This is a genomic window from Streptomyces sp. NPDC030840, from assembly GCF_055572015.1.
Genome location: NZ_JBVIEE010000009.1, coordinates 12755 through 27666, shown reverse-complemented (window position 1 = coordinate 27666; position 14912 = coordinate 12755). Strand labels below are relative to the sequence as shown.

General features: G+C 69.5%; 15 protein-coding genes and 1 pseudogene. 5 read left to right on the top strand and 11 right to left on the bottom strand.

What is annotated here, in order from left to right; translation table 11 throughout:
- Positions 1 to 15 precede the first annotated feature (15 nt).
- The 4 genes from ACZ49J_RS20605 to ACZ49J_RS20590 are packed head-to-tail and all read right to left on the bottom strand — an operon-like array spanning position 16 to position 3003.
- Positions 16 to 1338 carry an NADH-quinone oxidoreductase subunit D gene (locus ACZ49J_RS20605; RefSeq protein WP_467449841.1) on the bottom strand — a complete coding sequence of 441 codons (1323 nt, stop codon included), beginning with the start codon at positions 1336 to 1338 and terminating at the stop codon, positions 16 to 18.
- Positions 1335 to 2078, bottom strand: a complete 744-nt coding sequence (locus ACZ49J_RS20600; RefSeq protein ID WP_467449839.1) for an NADH-quinone oxidoreductase subunit C — start codon at positions 2076 to 2078, stop codon at positions 1335 to 1337. The genes ACZ49J_RS20605 and ACZ49J_RS20600 overlap by 4 nt, the downstream gene beginning before the upstream one ends.
- Positions 2075 to 2629, bottom strand: a complete 555-nt coding sequence (locus tag ACZ49J_RS20595; RefSeq protein WP_003998928.1) for a NuoB/complex I 20 kDa subunit family protein — start codon at positions 2627 to 2629, stop codon at positions 2075 to 2077. The genes ACZ49J_RS20600 and ACZ49J_RS20595 overlap by 4 nt, the downstream gene beginning before the upstream one ends.
- Positions 2630 to 2643: 14 nt before the next feature.
- Positions 2644 to 3003: an NADH-quinone oxidoreductase subunit A gene (locus tag ACZ49J_RS20590; protein ID WP_007383963.1), complete on the bottom strand. Its 360-nt coding sequence runs from the start codon at positions 3001 to 3003 to the stop codon at positions 2644 to 2646.
- 715 nt (positions 3004 to 3718) lie between these two features.
- On the opposite strand from ACZ49J_RS20590, the gene ACZ49J_RS20585 reads away from it, so the two are divergent.
- Both ACZ49J_RS20585 and def read left to right on the top strand, forming a co-directional pair.
- Positions 3719 to 4543, top strand: coding sequence for a C40 family peptidase (locus ACZ49J_RS20585; protein WP_467449837.1), 825 nt, complete (start codon positions 3719 to 3721; stop codon positions 4541 to 4543).
- A gap of 407 nt (positions 4544 to 4950) precedes the next feature.
- A complete protein-coding gene (gene def, locus ACZ49J_RS20580; RefSeq protein WP_467449834.1) occupies positions 4951 to 5577 on the top strand; it encodes a peptide deformylase in 627 nt (208 codons plus the stop codon).
- A 45-nt stretch (positions 5578 to 5622) separates the two neighbouring features.
- Here def and ACZ49J_RS20575 read toward each other — a convergent pair whose 3' ends face one another.
- Complete coding sequence (locus tag ACZ49J_RS20575; RefSeq protein ID WP_467449832.1) at positions 5623 to 6933, bottom strand: geranylgeranyl reductase family protein; 1311 nt, start codon at positions 6931 to 6933, stop codon at positions 5623 to 5625.
- A 133-nt stretch (positions 6934 to 7066) separates the two neighbouring features.
- Between ACZ49J_RS20575 and ACZ49J_RS20570 the strand changes: the two genes are divergently transcribed.
- Both ACZ49J_RS20570 and ACZ49J_RS20565 read left to right on the top strand, forming a co-directional pair.
- Positions 7067 to 7576, top strand: coding sequence for a GNAT family N-acetyltransferase (locus ACZ49J_RS20570; protein ID WP_467449830.1), 510 nt, complete (start codon positions 7067 to 7069; stop codon positions 7574 to 7576).
- Between the two features lie 103 nt (positions 7577 to 7679).
- A complete protein-coding gene (locus ACZ49J_RS20565; protein WP_467449827.1) occupies positions 7680 to 8021 on the top strand; it encodes a PASTA domain-containing protein in 342 nt (113 codons plus the stop codon).
- Between the two features lie 66 nt (positions 8022 to 8087).
- Here the strand turns inward: ACZ49J_RS20565 and ACZ49J_RS20560 are convergent, their stop codons facing one another.
- Together ACZ49J_RS20560 and ACZ49J_RS20555 are read right to left on the bottom strand one after the other, a co-directional pair.
- Positions 8088 to 8783, bottom strand: a complete 696-nt coding sequence (locus ACZ49J_RS20560; protein ID WP_467449825.1) for a demethylmenaquinone methyltransferase — start codon at positions 8781 to 8783, stop codon at positions 8088 to 8090.
- 71 nt (positions 8784 to 8854) lie between these two features.
- A pseudogene (locus tag ACZ49J_RS20555) lies at positions 8855 to 9097 on the bottom strand (acyltransferase family protein); the annotation flags it as partial.
- A gap of 316 nt (positions 9098 to 9413) precedes the next feature.
- Here ACZ49J_RS20555 and ACZ49J_RS20550 point away from each other — a divergent pair.
- A complete protein-coding gene (locus tag ACZ49J_RS20550; protein ID WP_467450219.1) occupies positions 9414 to 10502 on the top strand; it encodes a chitinase in 1089 nt (362 codons plus the stop codon).
- Between the two features lie 40 nt (positions 10503 to 10542).
- Here the strand turns inward: ACZ49J_RS20550 and ACZ49J_RS20545 are convergent, their stop codons facing one another.
- The 4 genes from ACZ49J_RS20545 to ACZ49J_RS20530 form a co-directional block, all read right to left on the bottom strand.
- Positions 10543 to 10992 carry an imidazolonepropionase-like domain-containing protein gene (locus tag ACZ49J_RS20545; protein ID WP_467449822.1) on the bottom strand — a complete coding sequence of 150 codons (450 nt, stop codon included), beginning with the start codon at positions 10990 to 10992 and terminating at the stop codon, positions 10543 to 10545.
- 7 nt (positions 10993 to 10999) lie between these two features.
- Positions 11000 to 12211: a cyclic dehypoxanthinyl futalosine synthase gene (gene mqnC / locus ACZ49J_RS20540; protein ID WP_467449820.1), complete on the bottom strand. Its 1212-nt coding sequence runs from the start codon at positions 12209 to 12211 to the stop codon at positions 11000 to 11002.
- Between the two features lie 79 nt (positions 12212 to 12290).
- Complete coding sequence (locus tag ACZ49J_RS20535; protein WP_467449818.1) at positions 12291 to 13097, bottom strand: prepilin peptidase; 807 nt, start codon at positions 13095 to 13097, stop codon at positions 12291 to 12293.
- Positions 13098 to 13111: 14 nt separating this feature from the next.
- The gene (locus tag ACZ49J_RS20530) at positions 13112 to 14860 is read right to left on the bottom strand and encodes a serine/threonine-protein kinase (protein WP_467449816.1); all 1749 of its coding nucleotides are present in this window, start codon (positions 14858 to 14860) and stop codon (positions 13112 to 13114) included.
- Between the last annotated feature and the right edge of the window lie 52 nt (positions 14861 to 14912).

The window sequence follows — 14912 nt, the reverse complement described above, 5'->3', positions numbered from 1 at the left end:
CCTCGGGTGTGGTGGTCACCGGTCGACGCCTCCCATCACGGGGTCGATGGACGCGACGGCGACGATGACGTCGGCGACCTGGCCGCCCTCGCACATCGCCGCCATGGCCTGCAGGTTGGTGAAGGACGGGTCGCGGAAGTGGACCCGGAAGGGGCGGGTGCCTCCGTCGGACACGGCGTGCACCCCGAGCTCGCCCTTGGGCGACTCGACCGCCGCGTACGTCTGTCCCGGCGGGACGCGGAAGCCCTCGGTCACCAGCTTGAAGTGGTGGATCAGGGCCTCCATGGAGGTGCCCATGATCTTCTTGATGTGGTCCAGGGAGTTGCCGAGTCCGTCCGGTCCCAACGCGAGCTGGGCGGGCCACGCGATCTTCTTGTCGGCGACCATGACCGGACCGGGGGCGAGCCGGTCCAGGCACTGCTCGACGATCCGCAGCGACTGGCGCATCTCTTCCAGACGGATCAGGAAGCGACCGTAGGAGTCGCAGGTGTCGGCGGTCGGGACGTCGAAGTCGTACGTCTCGTAGCCGCAGTACGGCTGTGCCTTGCGCAGGTCGTGCGGCAGGCCCGCCGAGCGCAGGATCGGGCCGGTGGCGCCGAGGGCCATGCAGCCGGCCAGGTCGAGGTAGCCGACGTCCTGCATGCGGGCCTTGAAGATGGGGTTCCCGGTGGCGAGCTTGTCGTACTCGGGAAGGTTCTTCTTCATCTTCTTCACGAACTCGCGGATCTGGTCCACCGCGCCCGGCGGCAGGTCCTGGGCGAGTCCGCCGGGCCGGATGTACGCGTGGTTCATCCTCAGGCCGGTGATCAGCTCGTAGATGTCGAGAATGAGTTCACGATCACGGAAGCCGTAGATCATGATCGTGGTGGCGCCCAGCTCCATGCCGCCGGTGGCGATGCACACCAGGTGGGAGGAGAGCCGGTTCAGCTCCATCAGGAGCACGCGGATGATCGAGGCGCGGTCCGGGACCTGGTCCTCGATGCCGAGGAGCTTCTCGACGGCGAGGCAGTACGCCGTCTCGTTGAAGAACGGCGTGAGGTAGTCCATGCGGGTCACGAAGGTCGTGCCCTGGGTCCAGGTGCGGTACTCGAGGTTCTTCTCGATGCCGGTGTGGAGGTAGCCGATGCCGCAGCGGGCCTCGGTGACGGTCTCGCCCTCGATCTCCAGGATGAGCCGGAGCACGCCGTGGGTGGACGGGTGCTGCGGGCCCATGTTGACGATCAGGCGCTCGTCGTCGGCCTTGGCCGCGGTCTCGACGACCTCGTCCCAGTCGCCGCCGGTGACCGTGTAGACGGTGCCCTCGGTGGTTTCCCGGGCGGCTGCTGACTGCGTGCTCATGAGTACGACCTCCGCTGGTCCGGAGCCGGGATCTGGGCGCCCTTGTACTCGACGGGGATGCCGCCGAGGGGGTAGTCCTTGCGCTGCGGGAAGCCCTGCCAGTCGTCCGGCATCATGATCCGCGTCAGCGCCGGGTGACCGTCGAAGACGATGCCGAAGAAGTCGTACGTCTCGCGCTCGTGCCAGTCGTTCGTCGGGTAGACGGAGACGAGCGACGGGATGTGCGGGTCGGCGTCGGGGGCGGAGACCTCCAGGCGGATCAGCCGGTTGTGGGTGATCGACCGCAGGTGGTAGACGGCGTGCAGCTCGCGGCCCTTGTCGCCCGGGTAGTGGACGCCGGAGACGCCGGTGCACAGCTCGAAGCGGAGGGCCGGGTCGTCGCGGAGGGTCTGGGCCACGGCGAGCAGGTACTCGCGTTCGACGTGGAAGGTGAGCTCATCTCGGTCGACGACCGTCTTGTCGATGACGTTCTCGGGGACGAGGCCCTGCTCCTCCAGGGCACCCTCGAGTTCGTCTGCGACCTCGTCGAACCAGCCGCCGTAGGGGCGGGTGGCCGCTCCGGGGAGGCGGATGGAGCGGACCAGGCCGCCGTAGCCGGAGGTGTCGCCGCCGTTGTTGGCGCCGAACATGCCGCGCTGCACGCGGATCTCCTCGCCGCCCTCGCCGCGCTGACCGGGGAGGTTGGAGGCGCCGAGGTCCTTCTCGGGGTTGACCCCGCCTGTGCCGTTCGCGTCGCTCATCGCAGCAGCCCCTTCATCTCGATGGTGGGGAGCGCCTTGAGCGCGGCCTCTTCGGCCTCGCGGGCCGCCTCCTCGGCGTTCACACCGAGCTTGGAGGTCTGGATCTTCTGGTGGAGCTTGAGGATGGCGTCCATCAGCATCTCGGGCCGTGGCGGGCAGCCCGGAAGATAGATGTCGACCGGGACGATGTGGTCGACGCCCTGGACGATGGCGTAGTTGTTGAACATGCCGCCCGACGAGGCGCAGACCCCCATGGAGATCACCCACTTGGGGTTCGGCATCTGGTCGTAGACCTGCCGCAGCACCGGCGCCATCTTCTGACTGACCCGGCCCGCGACGATCATGAGGTCCGCCTGGCGGGGTGAGCCGCGGAAGACCTCCATGCCGAATCGGGCCAGGTCGTAGCGCCCCGCGCCCGTGGTCATCATCTCGATGGCGCAACAGGCGAGGCCGAAGGTGGCGGGGAAGACCGACGCCTTGCGCACCCAGCCCGCGGCCTGCTCGACGGTGGTCAGCAGGAATCCGCTCGGCAGCTTTTCTTCGAGTCCCATGATTGAAAGGCCCCTCAGTCCCATTCCAGGCCGCCGCGCCGCCACACGTACGCGTAGGCGACGAAGACGGTGAGCACGAAGAGCAGCATCTCCACGAGCCCGAAAACACCCAGGGCGTCGAAGGTGACGGCCCAGGGGTAGAGGAAGACGATCTCGATGTCGAAGACGATGAAGAGCATCGCCGTCAGGTAGTACTTGATGGGGAAACGCCCGCCGCCGGCCGGCGTGGGGGTCGGCTCGATACCGCACTCGTAGGCCTCGAGCTTGGCCCGGTTGTACCGCTTTGGTCCGATCAACGTGGCCATGACCACGGAGAAGATCGCAAAGCCTGCCCCGAGGGCTCCCAGTACGAGGATGGGCGCATACGCGTTCACCGCTCCTCGCTCCTCTCAGTCGGCACTGACTGCTGGCGGTTGTGCCGGGCCCGCCACCTGCATCACCGGCCTCACGAACCCCGCTGGTCCCGGCGAAGATCGCGAACATGTGAAGCAGGTCACAAGCCCAACTGCCCCGCATCTTATGCCCGCCGGTCTGTGATCTGCGACACGGGGTACAACAAGGACTTTGTGATCTCCACCACCTGACGAACGATCATGAAGTCGGATGATCAGTGATCTTCGCACCCGAAGCGTCAGAGCGATCACCAGAAGTGACAATTTCGATCGTAACCCCTGGTCAAGCAGGTCGTCTCAATATCAAGAGACTTCCCGCGCATGCAAATTGGCTCCCGGGCGGCGCGGCTTGATAAAGGAGGCGTTCACACCTCCGAGGGGGGCGGGGGGCGAGTGTGGACGCGTGCACACATTCACAAGGAACCCGCACCCGGATCCATACGTCACGGCAGGGTCACCGCGACAACCGCCATGTGACCTGCGCCACATTTCCGCGGAGCACCGGAGAACCGGGCTTGGCCACCTGCCGCAACCAGTGGTAAGCGGAGAGCAATTCGGGCGAATCAGCGAAACCCCATGATCACAGGCCTGATCGACGCTGTCCGCAATGTCCGTTACGGCGTCAATAAGGAGCGAGATGCCGGGGGTTTGCCGGGCGGATTGAACAACTGTGGCGGACCACACGTTTCTTGAAGGTATGGAGGAGCCCCTGGTACCGCTTGTACCCATGTCCCACACCGCTCACATACGCAGCCACCGGAAACCCCGCCGCAGCGCCTCGAAGATGGCGATGCGTGCCGGAGTCGCCGGTGGCATCCTCGGCAGCGTGGCAGTGGCCGGTGCGTCCGCGTCGGCGAACGCCGCGGAGCCCGTGACCCAGACGATCGAACTGCCCACGCTCACGGCCGACGTGGCCTCCCAGGTCGCACAGTCCGCCGACGCGATGCAGCAGACCGCGGCGAACTACGAGCTGCAGGCCGAGCGTGACGCCGCCACCGCCAAGGCCGCCAAGCAGGCCGCGGCGGACCTCAAGGAAGCGAAGGCGGAGGCCAAGAAGAAGGCCGAGGCCGAGCGGAGGGCAGCCGCCGAGCGCGCCACGCGCAACGCCGAGCGGTCCACCCTGTCGGCGTCGGCATCGACCTCCACGTCGGTGTCCGCCCCGGCCAGCGGCAGTGTCGCGACGGTCATCAACTTCCTCAAGGCGCAGGTGGGCGACGCCTACGTCCTGGGCGCCACCGGCCCCAACGCGTGGGACTGCTCCTCGCTCGTCCAGGCCGCGTTCAAGCAGGTCGGCGTGGACCTCCCCCGGGTCTCCCAGGACCAGTCGATGCAGGGCACCGAGGTCTCGCTGTCCAACGTCCAGGTCGGCGACATCCTCTACTGGGGCTCGAAGGGCTCCGCGTACCACGTGGGCGTCTACATCGGGGGCGGCCAGTACCTCGACGCGGCCAACCCCTCCAAGGGCGTCGTGATCCAGGACCTCTCCGGCTATCCGGCGACGGGTGCGGTGCGGGTTCTCTGACCCGTTCGTTTCCGTTCGTTCCACGAGTACCCCATACGAGTACCTCTTGCGGGGTGAGGGCTGCCGCCTCGGGGGCGGGTGCCCTCACCCTGTGGGCATCGGCGGGCCGAGTCCGTAGACGTCCGGCCCACGGCCCGTACCGCCGTACCTGCTGTTTTCACGCCGTCGGGGAAGAAGACGAATCGCCCTGACGGCGATTCGTCTTTTTTCTGTCCTGCTCCGCAGGGACGCACACGCCAACCCCGTCTGTAACGAGGTGGCGGGTCTGGCCGACACCGAGGCCCACTCGTCCTCGTGGTGGGCGTCGTGGCATCGTCACAGACATCGGAGGGCAGGGAGGGCTTCCGAGGTCGGAAGCCCGGTTTCCCGCCCGGCCGCAGCGTCCTCACACGACAGGAGAAACAGTCATGCCGAGCGTGTTCGTGCAAGGCAGGCCCGTCGACTCGTATCCACCCCTCGCGCCCGAGGCGGAGCGCGGTTCGGTGCGGCGCATCACCGAGGTCGGCGAAGAGGTTCTGCACAAGCCGTGCAGGGACGTCACGAAGTTCGGACCAGATCTCGCGGCGCTGATCGACGACATGTTCCTGACGATGTACATCGCGAACGGCGCGGGTCTCGCGGCGAATCAAGTGGGTGTCGACTTGAGGCTGTTCGTGTACGACTGTCCGGACGACGACGGGGTCCGGCACGTCGGGCACATTGTCAACCCGGTCCTCGACTCCCTCGACCCGGCCGGGCGCCGGCTGCTCGACGAAGCCGAGGGATGCCTGTCGGTGCCGGGCGCCGTGATGGACGTGCCGCGTCCGGACCTGGCAGTCGTACGGGGTCTCGACAAGGACGGGCGACCGCTGGTCATCGAGGGCACGGGGTACTTCGCGCGCTGCCTGGAGCACGAGACCGACCACTGCGACGGTCATGTCTACCTGGACCGGCTTTCCCAGCGGGAGCGCAGGGACGCGCTCAGGCAGGTGGCGGACCGGCGCGGCGAGGTGTTCGCGCGCCGGGCCGCCAACGTCGAGGCGCTCGGCAGGTAGGACTTGTGTCACGAACGCCGGGCCCGCGTCAGCGCCCGGCGTTCGTCAGGCCTTCGGGGCCACCTTGCTCAGGCCGTTGATGATGCGGTCCATCGCGTCGCCGCCGGTCGGGTCGGTGAGGTTGGCGAGGAGCTTGAGGGTGAACTTCATCAGCAGGGGGTGGGTGAGGCCGCGCTGGGTCGCGAGTTTCATGACCTTCGGGTTGCCGATGAGCTTCACGAAGGCGCGGCCCAGCGTGTAGTAGCCGCCGTAGGTGTCCTTCAGGATGCGGGGGTAGCTCTGCAGGGCGAGTTCGCGCTGGCCCGGGGTCGAGCGGGCGTGGGCCTGGACGATGACGTCCGCGGCGATCTGGCCGGACTCCATGGCGTAGGCGATGCCCTCGCCGTTGAAGGGGTTGACCAGGCCGCCGGCGTCGCCGACCAGCAACAGCCCCTTCGTGTAGTGGGGCTGGCGGTTGAAGGCCATGGGGAGGGCGGCGCCGCGGATGGGGCCCGTCATGTTGTCCGGGGTGTAGCCCCAGTCCTCCGGCATGGAGGCGCACCAGGCCTTGAGGACCTCGCGCCAGTCCAGTTCCTTGAAGGAGGCCGAGGTGTTGAGGACGCCCAGGCCGACGTTCGACGTGCCGTCCCCCATGCCGAAGATCCAGCCGTAGCCGGGGAGCAGACGGTCCTCCCCCGGACCGCGGCGGTCCCACAGCTCCAGCCAGGACTCCAGGTAGTCGTCGTCGTGGCGGGGCGAGGTGAAGTAGGTGCGGACCGCGACGCCCATGGGGCGGTCCTCGCGGCGGTGCAGGCCCATCGCCAGGGACAGGCGGGTGGAGTTGCCGTCCGCGGCCACGACCAGCGGCGCGTGGAACGTGACGTCCCGCTTCTCCTTCGACCCCGACTCGGCGTCACCGAGCTTGGCGTGCACACCCGTGATGCGCCCCGTGCGGTCGTCGATGATCGGGGCGCCGACGTTGCAGCGCTCGTACAGCCGCGCGCCCGCCTTCTGGGCCTGCCGGGCCAGTTGCTCGTCGAAGTCGTCGCGCTTGCGGACCAGTCCGTAGTCCGGGTACGCGGCGAGATCCGGCCAGTCGAGTTGGAGACGGACGCCGCCGCCGATGATGCGCAGCCCCTTGTTGCGGAGCCAGCCGGCCTCCTCGGAGATGTCGATGCCCATCGAGACCAGCTGCTTCGTCGCGCGCGGCGTCAGGCCGTCACCGCACACCTTCTCGCGCGGGAAGGCGGTCTTCTCCAGCAGCAGGACGTCCAGTCCGGCCTTGGCCAGGTAGTACGCGGTGGTGGAACCGGCTGGCCCGGCCCCGACGACGATCACATCGGCGGTGTGTTCGGTAAGGGGCTGGGGCTCGGTCACGGCGGGTTCTCCCCGAGTCTCGTGTCAGCGTGCCGGAATTCGAGGCCCGAAGACTCGAAAACAGCGTGCTGACGGGCACTGGACATGGGCAGTCTATTCAGCGGTACCGATCACCTGGCTGAAGGGCTGCCCTGTGAACAGAGCTCTCCCCGACGTACGGCTGCGTGTCCCCACCGACGAGGACGCCATCGCCTGGCACCGGATCTTCGACGACCCCGAGGTCATGGAGTTCCACGGGGGCAGGTCCGCCGAGTTGTCCGTCTACGAGGAGCTCACCGCCCGCCAGCGCCGCCACGACGCCGAGCGGGGCTTCTGCTTCTGGTCCATGCTCGACGAGGACGGCCAGGTCATCGGCTTCACGGGCGCCCAGCCGTGGCCGCACGAGGGCTTCGGCCCGGTGGGGGAGATCGAGATCGGCTGGCGGCTCGCACGGTCCCACTGGGGCAAGGGGTACGTCACCGCGGCGGCCCGGGAGACCCTCGACCGCGTGCGCCGGGCGGGTGTCCCGACCGTCGTCGCCATGGTCCTCGCGGAGAACAAGCGCTCCATCGCCGTGACCCAGCGCCTGGGCATGGAGTTGGAGGAGGTCTTCGCCACGCCGACCTCGAAGGCGGTCGGACACAGATACCGACTCGACCTGTGACCCTGGGTAGCCGAATCTCCGGATCCGGCTACAGATAGGCACGAGCCGCTTCCGGTCGGCACCCCCCGCGGTTACCCTGCCAGTACCGCTGGGGGTGACATCTGTGCGCATAACACCCAAGACACCCGAAGTGCGCGTGCCACGGCTCGTCGGTCTGATGGCCGTGGACGCGCGTGAGACCGCACAGGCACGTGGCGTGCTGCTCACCGCGCCCGACCGGCCCGACTTCCATCTCGCCGTCGTCGACTACGTCGTACGGCAGTATCCGCTGCCGGGGACGGAGGTTCCGCGGGGGGCCGTGGTCACCGTCTGGTTCGACTTCGGTGAGGGTGAGGGAGGCGGGGGCGCGGGTGTGCGCGAGCCCCGGCGGGGTGGGCCTCCGTCCGGTGGGCTGGAGCGGGAGCTGGATGAGCCGGGGGATCCGTTTCCCGTGCTGAGCCAGTAGGGCGGCTACGGCACGGCCAGGCCTACGGGCTATGGGCCACGGGCCACGGCACAGCCAAGGCTGCGGCTACGGCTGCTTGAACCCCCGGTGCAGCGCCACCACCCCACCCGTCAGGTTCCGCCAGGCCACCTTCTCCCAGCCGGCCTTGCGGAGCCGTTCCGCGAGCGCCGGCTGATCCGGCCACGCGCGGATGGACTCGGCGAGGTACACGTACGCGTCGGGGTTGGACGACACGGCCCGGGCCACCGGAGGCAGAGCCCGCATCAGGTACTCGGTGTAGACAGTGCGGAACGGCGCCCACGTGGGGTGTGAGAACTCGCAAATCACCACGCGGCCGCCGGGCCGGGTCACCCGGTACATCTCACGCAGCGCGCTGTCCGTGTCCTGGACGTTGCGGAGCCCGAAGGAGATCGTCACCGCGTCGAAGGTGTCGTTCTTGAAAGGGAGCCTCGTCGCGTCGCCCGCCGTGAAGGGCAGCCAGGAGTGCCGCTGCTTGCCGACGCGGAGCATGCCGAGGGAGAAGTCGCACGGCACGACGTACGCACCTGTCCGGGCGAACGGCAGCGAGGAGGTGGCCGTGCCGGCGGCGAGGTCCAGCACCTTCTGCGCGGGCCGCGCGTCGACGGCCCTGGCGACCTCCTTGCGCCACAGCCGGGCCTGGCCGAGGGACAGCACGTCGTTGGTCAGGTCGTACCGTTCCGCGACGTCGTCGAACATCGAGGCGACTTCGTGCGGCTGCTTGTCCAGGGATGCGCGGGTCACCCGCCCATTGTGGCAGTACGGGCCGGACACCCCCGCGTCCGGCCCACCGCCGCGCCCCCGGCCCCGGCGCCCTACGGCAGCAGCCGCGGTTTCTCCTTCGCCGCCACGTCCTCCACCCACCCGCACAGCAGGACGAAGCCGGCGATCAGGATCCAGCCGATGCCGAACAGGAACCACTGGCTCTCCAGCGGCAGGTACCTCTCGAAGGCGGGCACGTTCCAGAACCGGTCGAGCAGCGGGACGGCCGGCACGAGCGCGATCTCGTGCCAGAGGTAGAGGGTCACGGCACGGAATGGCGGACTCGCGTTGAATATCCCGGGGCATCAGGCAGGCTTTATGTGCCGCGTTCTCGCTTTCTCATGTGAGACACCATGAGAAATGACTTGACCTGTGGCCTTTCTTGGAGAATCCGAGAACGCCTGCGTGAGGACCGAGAGATGCTTATGACCCGTAATTTCCCGTCGAATAGCCGGACTTGTCCACTTGGCACCACCTTTCTCGCGAATCTCCTGCGCTCCGATGATCTTCATCAAGTGCAGCCTCGTGTGATTCATTTCCAGCACGGAAACGCGCTTTGTTTCCGTGCTGAGACAGAAATCACGAACGACCATGAGAGCGGGTCATATGCCAATGCGGAGTTTCCTGAAGCCGGCTGCCGGACTGCTGTGCCTGGTGGCGCTGGCCTGTGCGGGCTGCTCCTCGGACTCCGGATCGGACTCCGGATCTGGCTCCGGATCTGGCTCCGGATCGGGGTCGCGATCGGGCGCGGGCGACACCGGCGCCGCGTCCACGCAACAGGCCCAGCCTCCGGAGCCGGGCAGTACCGGCACCGCCGAGGAGCCGACGACGGGGTACGCGCCCTACGTGAGCGCGACGACCGCGTCCGGCCTCGACTCGGCGGGTTCCGCGTCGGCGTACAACCTGGCGTTCGTGATCGCGGACGGCGGTGACTGCACGCCGAAGTGGGACGGGTCGAAGGCGATCGGCGACTCGGCGGTCACGTCCCGCATAGCGGCGCTGGCGGACTCGGGCGCGACCGTGCGGGTGTCGTTCGGCGGGGCGTCGGGGACGGAACTCGCCCAGGCCTGCGACAGTGCGCCGGAGCTGGCCGAGGCGTACGGGAAGGCGCTCGACGCGGCCGGCGCCACCGAGGCCGACTTCGACGTCGAGGGGGACGCGCTGGGGGACTCTGCCTCCGTGGAGCTGCGCTCCAAGGCGATCGCCCTGCTCCAGAAGGACCGCCCCGACCTGTCCGTCTCCTTCACGCTGCCCGTCATGCCCTCGGGCCTCAACGACGACAGCATGGCGCTGCTGGAGTCGGCGAACGACAGCTCCGTACAGGTCTCGACGGTCAACATCATGACCATGAACTACGGCAGTTCGTACGACGATGACATGGGCGACTACGCCGAGGAGGCCGCCGAGGCGACCCACGACCAGCTCGCCGAGGTGTTCGGTCTCTCCGACTCCGCCGCGTGGAAGGGGATGGCCCTCACCTCGATGATCGGGCAGAACGATGTCGACGAGGAGACGTTCACGCTTCAGGACGCGGCTCAGGTGCGGGAGTTCGCCGAGAAGAAGGGGATCGCGTGGACGTCTCTGTGGGCCAGTTTCCGTGACCGGCAGTGTGAGGGCGGGTCTTCGTCGGACGGCGCGCGGAACGACTGCAGCGGGGTGAGGCAGGGGGACGGGGCGTTCGCGGAAGCGTTCTCGGGCTGAGCGACTTTCCTCGTCCTCGAACGCCGGACAGGCTGGGACATCAGCGCCTGCGGTGGACCAACCGCCCCGCGCACACCGTGACGAGGCACGCCCCCGTCCCGTCCAGCACCGCCAGGTCCGCACGGCCACCCCGCACGATGGCCACCGGGCGGGCAGCCGGCAGCACCGCCACGTCGTTCCGCTCCGCCGCCGCCCGGAGTCCGGGCGCGCCCACGTGCTCCGCCAGAACCGCCACCGCACCCGACTTGAGCACCGCGTGAACCCGTTCACGCGGTGTGGGGGCGTCGGGAAGCGCCCCCTCGTGGACGCGCCCCGGCCCCAGGACGCCCGGCCAGCGGCGTACGCGGGCGCCCGGGAAGCGTGCCTGGACCTCCGCCAGCGGGCCCACGGCGGCGACCCGGTCGCCCTCCACCGCCACGGCACCGTCCGTGACCGGCTCCGGGTCGTCCCAGGTGGACCGCACCTCGTCGGCGGCGTGAATCGTCAGCACGCGCGCCTCAGTTGGACGCCAGCAGCTTCAACTCGGGGTGGGCGGTGCCGCCCTCGATCGCCGTCGAGGAGATGTGCGAGGCCACCCGCTCGTCGACCGGGTCGTTCGCCGGGTCGTCGTGGACGACGATGTGCTCGTACGTCGTCGTGCGCTGGGCGGGGACGCGGTCGGCCTTGCGGATCAGGTCGATGATCTCCTGCCGGTTGGAGCGGTGCTTGGCGCCGGCCGACGACACCACGTTCTCCTCCAGCATGATCGAGCCGAGGTCGTCCGCGCCGTAGTGCAGGGAGAGCTGGCCGATCTCCTTGCCGGTGGTCAGCCAGGAGCCCTGGATGTGGGCGATGTTGTCCATGAAGAGTCGCGCGATGGCGATCATGCGCAGGTACTCGAAGATCGTCGCCTGCGTACGGCCCTTGAGGTGGTTGTTCTCCGGCTGGTACGTGTACGGGATGAAGGCCCGGAAGCCGCCCGTCCGGTCCTGCACGTCACGGATCATCCGCAGGTGCTCGATGCGCTCGGCGTTCGTCTCGCCGGTGCCCATGAGCATCGTGGACGTCGACTCCACGCCCAGGTTGTGCGCGGCCTCCATGATCTCCAGCCACCGCTCGCCGGACTCCTTGAGCGGGGCGATGGCCTTGCGCGGCCGGGCGGGGAGAAGCTCGGCGCCGGCGCCCGCGAAGGAGTCCAGGCCGGCCGCGTGGATGCGCTGGATGGCCTCCTCCACACTCACCTTCGAGATACGGGCCATGTGCTCGACCTCGGAGGCACCCAGCGAGTGGATGACGAGCTGGGGGAACTCCTTCTTGATGGCGGAGAAGTGCTTCTCGTAGTACTCGACGCCGTAGTCCGGGTGGTGCCCGCCCTGGAACATGACCTGGGTGCCGCCGAGTTCGACGGTCTCGGCGCAGCGGCGCAGGATGTCGTCCAGGTCCCGCGTCCAGCCCTTGGCGGTGTCCTTCGGCGGGGCGTAGAAGGCGCAGAACTTGCACGCCGTGACGCAGACGTTCGTGTAGTTGATGTTGCGTTCGATGATGTACGTGGCGATGTGCTCGGTGCCCGCGTACCTCCGCCGCCGTACGGCGTCCGCGGCGGTGCCCAGCGCGTGCAGCGGGGCGTGGCGGTAGAGGTCGAGCGCCTCCTCGGGCGTGATCCGCCCACCCGCGGCGGCACGGTCGAGGACGGCTGTGACATCAGACGTGAGGTCGGCCTTCTCGGTCACCGGGCGTCCCTTTCGTAAAGCTTCGTAAGGGTGTGGACAGACCGAACCAGCCTACGTCAGAGGCCCGGAGCCCCCGACGTCAGGCGGCGTACGCCTCCATCAGCACGCCCAGGAAGGCGCCCGCGATCAGGTACGGCCCCAGCGCGACCGGCGTTCTGCGTCCGGCGCGCCCGCGCGCGAACAGCACCGTCACGTGCGCGCTCCCGACCAGGGACCCGGCGAACGTGCCCAGGAACAGCGCCCCCCACCCGTACCAGCCGAGCACCGCTCCGAGCCCGAGCGCCAGCTTCACGTCGCCGAAGCCGAGGGCGATCGGGCGGATGAGGAAAAAGAGGAAGTAGAACGCGCCGAGCGCGAGGGAGCCGAACAGCGCGGTACGCCACTGACCCCCGTGTTCCGGCAACCCCGCCGCCACGGCAAGGAGCAGGAGCGCCGCTCCCGCGAACGGCAGCGTCAGCGGGTCCGGCAGCCGCTGCACCCGCAGGTCCACCAGGGTGAGCAGCACGCCCACCGGAGCGAGCAGCAGCCAGACGGCCAGCTCGGGCCGTGTTCCGGTCGTGAGCGCGAGGGCCGCGCACACCAGGGCGGTCACCAGGGCGACGACGGGCGTACTCGGTCCGTACGACGCCTCGGCCTCGTCCCTCACCGGGTTCCCCGCGTGCCCCGCACAGCCCGCGTCGGCGGGTACGGCCGCCCCGCACGACCCGCACCGGGCGCGCCCCAGCCAGCCGCGGGCCAGGCCTCTGATCGGGTGCCCGGCCGGGCAGGCGTCCTGCCAGGCCTCCTCCGGCTCCACGGACAGCCGGTACGCGGCCCGCGGCAGCAGCAGCCCGACGGCCGCGCCCCACACGGCGGCGGCGAGAGTCAGCCAGAGGTCGAGATCCACGTGTCCTGGCCCCGCTACTTGATCTTCGCCAGGCGGGCGACGGGGTCACCGGCCTCCGCGTTGTCCGTCTCGTACCGCAGTTCCTTCCCGACCGGGGTAAGGCGGACCTCGTGCTCGCCGGTCGTGCACACGCTGGGGTTGTTCTCGCTCGCGATGCTGGTGGCGGTGATCTGCTTCTCGCCGGCCTTCTTCAGGACGAGCACGTCGTCGCAGACGCCGCCTAGGAGGTCGGTGGAACGGAAGGTCCCCAGCTTCTGGCCCACGGCGGCCTGTCGCAGGGTCACGCGGAACGTTCCCGCCGGCAACTTCCCGCCCAGAGCGTAGGCGTCGCCCTCCCACGTCCCGAGGTACTTCTCCGGGACGTCCCCTCCTTCCGCCGCCGGGTCGTCGGAGCGGCTCTGGCTCGCCGCCGGCGGACTCGCCTGGTCCTTGCTGCCCCTCGCGGCGTCGCTGCCGCTGTCGTCGCCCAGGAACCCGAGCCAGAACACCGACGCCACGGTCACCGCGGCGAACGCCCCCGCGAACGCGAGAGCGATGGTGCAACTCACCTTCCGGCCGCGCCCGTTCGTACCGGGCACGGAGGTCGCGGCCACGCTGACCGACATCTTTCCCGGGGGTGATGGGGGTGCCGGTGCGCTTGCCGGTGCGGGTGCCGGTGGGGATGCCGATGCGGGTGCCGGTGCGGATGCGGACACCGGCGCAGGTACGGGAGCCGCGTCCTCGGGTCCCGGCTCGACGCGCACGGCAGCCGCCCGGTCCGACGGCATGGCCGGGGGCGGCCCGAACACCCCTGTGGCAGGCGGCGCTTCGCCGCCCACCGAGGGACTGCTGAACCCCACCGGACCGGACGCCGGCACCTCCGTCGCCTCCAGGTTCAGCAGCTGTACGGCGCTCCGGCCGACCTGTTCCACCAGCGGGCCCGGCAGCCAGCCCGCCGCCACCAGCCGGGCCGCCCCCTCGGGCGCGAGGGCGCGGGCCACGTCCTCCGGGCTCGGCCGGCCGGCGGGCTCCTTCGCCAGGCACCGTCGCACCAGCTCGCGCAACTCGCCCTCCAGCGAACCGAGTCGCGGTTCCTCATGGACGACCTTGTAGAGGAGCGCCGCCGAGGAGTCCCCGGGGAAGGGCGGCTCCCCCGTCGCCGCGTACGCAAGGACCGCGCCCAGCGAGAAGACGTCCGCCGCTCCCGTGACCCCCTTGCCGAGGATCTGCTCGGGCGACATGTAGCCGGGCGAGCCGATCGAGACGCCGGTGGAGGTGAGGGACGCCGTGCCGTCCGTGGCGCGAGCGATACCGAAGTCGATGAGGAGCGGGCCGTCCACGGTCAGCAGGACGTTCGACGGCTTCACGTCCCGGTGGACCAGCCCCAGCGCGTGCACGGCGGCCAGCGCCTCCGCGAGGCCCGCGCCCAGGACGCGTACGGAGTGGGCAGGCAGCGCCCCGCTGTCGGCGACGGCTCCCGCCAGTGAGGGGCCGGCCGCGTACGCCGTCGCCACCCACGGCACGGAGGCCTCCGGGTCCGCGTCCAGTACGGGGGCCGTCCACGCGCCGCCGACCCGGCGTGCGGCGTCCACCTCGCGGCGGAAGCGGGCCCGGAACTCCTCGTCCAGGGCGAAGTGCGGGTGGACGATCTTGACGGCGACGGTGCGGCCGCCCGCGCTGCGGCCCAGGTAGACGCGGCCCATTCCGCCTGAGCCGATGCGGCCCAGCAGGCGGTACGGGCCCACTGCCGTGGGTTCACCGGTTTCCAACGGCTGCGGTTGCATGGTGCCCGTACCCCTCCCCCGTCCCCGTGCGTCACGGTGCCTGTGCAGCGTA

Excerpts from the sequence above, each read along its gene's own strand:
- ACZ49J_RS20550 (WP_467450219.1), top strand. The coding sequence starts at position 9,414 with ATGCGGAGTTTCCTGAAGCCGGCTGCCGGACTGCTGTGCCTGGTGGCG.
- ACZ49J_RS20585 (WP_467449837.1), top strand. The coding sequence starts at position 3,719 with ATGGAGGAGCCCCTGGTACCGCTTGTACCCATGTCCCACACCGCTCAC.
- ACZ49J_RS20605 (WP_467449841.1), bottom strand. The coding sequence starts at position 1,338 with ATGAGCACGCAGTCAGCAGCCGCCCGGGAAACCACCGAGGGCACCGTC.
- ACZ49J_RS20530 (WP_467449816.1), bottom strand. The coding sequence starts at position 14,860 with ATGCAACCGCAGCCGTTGGAAACCGGTGAACCCACGGCAGTGGGCCCG.
- ACZ49J_RS20600 (WP_467449839.1), bottom strand. The coding sequence starts at position 2,078 with ATGAGCGACGCGAACGGCACAGGCGGGGTCAACCCCGAGAAGGACCTC.
- def (WP_467449834.1), top strand. The coding sequence starts at position 4,951 with ATGCCGAGCGTGTTCGTGCAAGGCAGGCCCGTCGACTCGTATCCACCC.
- ACZ49J_RS20595 (WP_003998928.1), bottom strand. The coding sequence starts at position 2,629 with ATGGGACTCGAAGAAAAGCTGCCGAGCGGATTCCTGCTGACCACCGTC.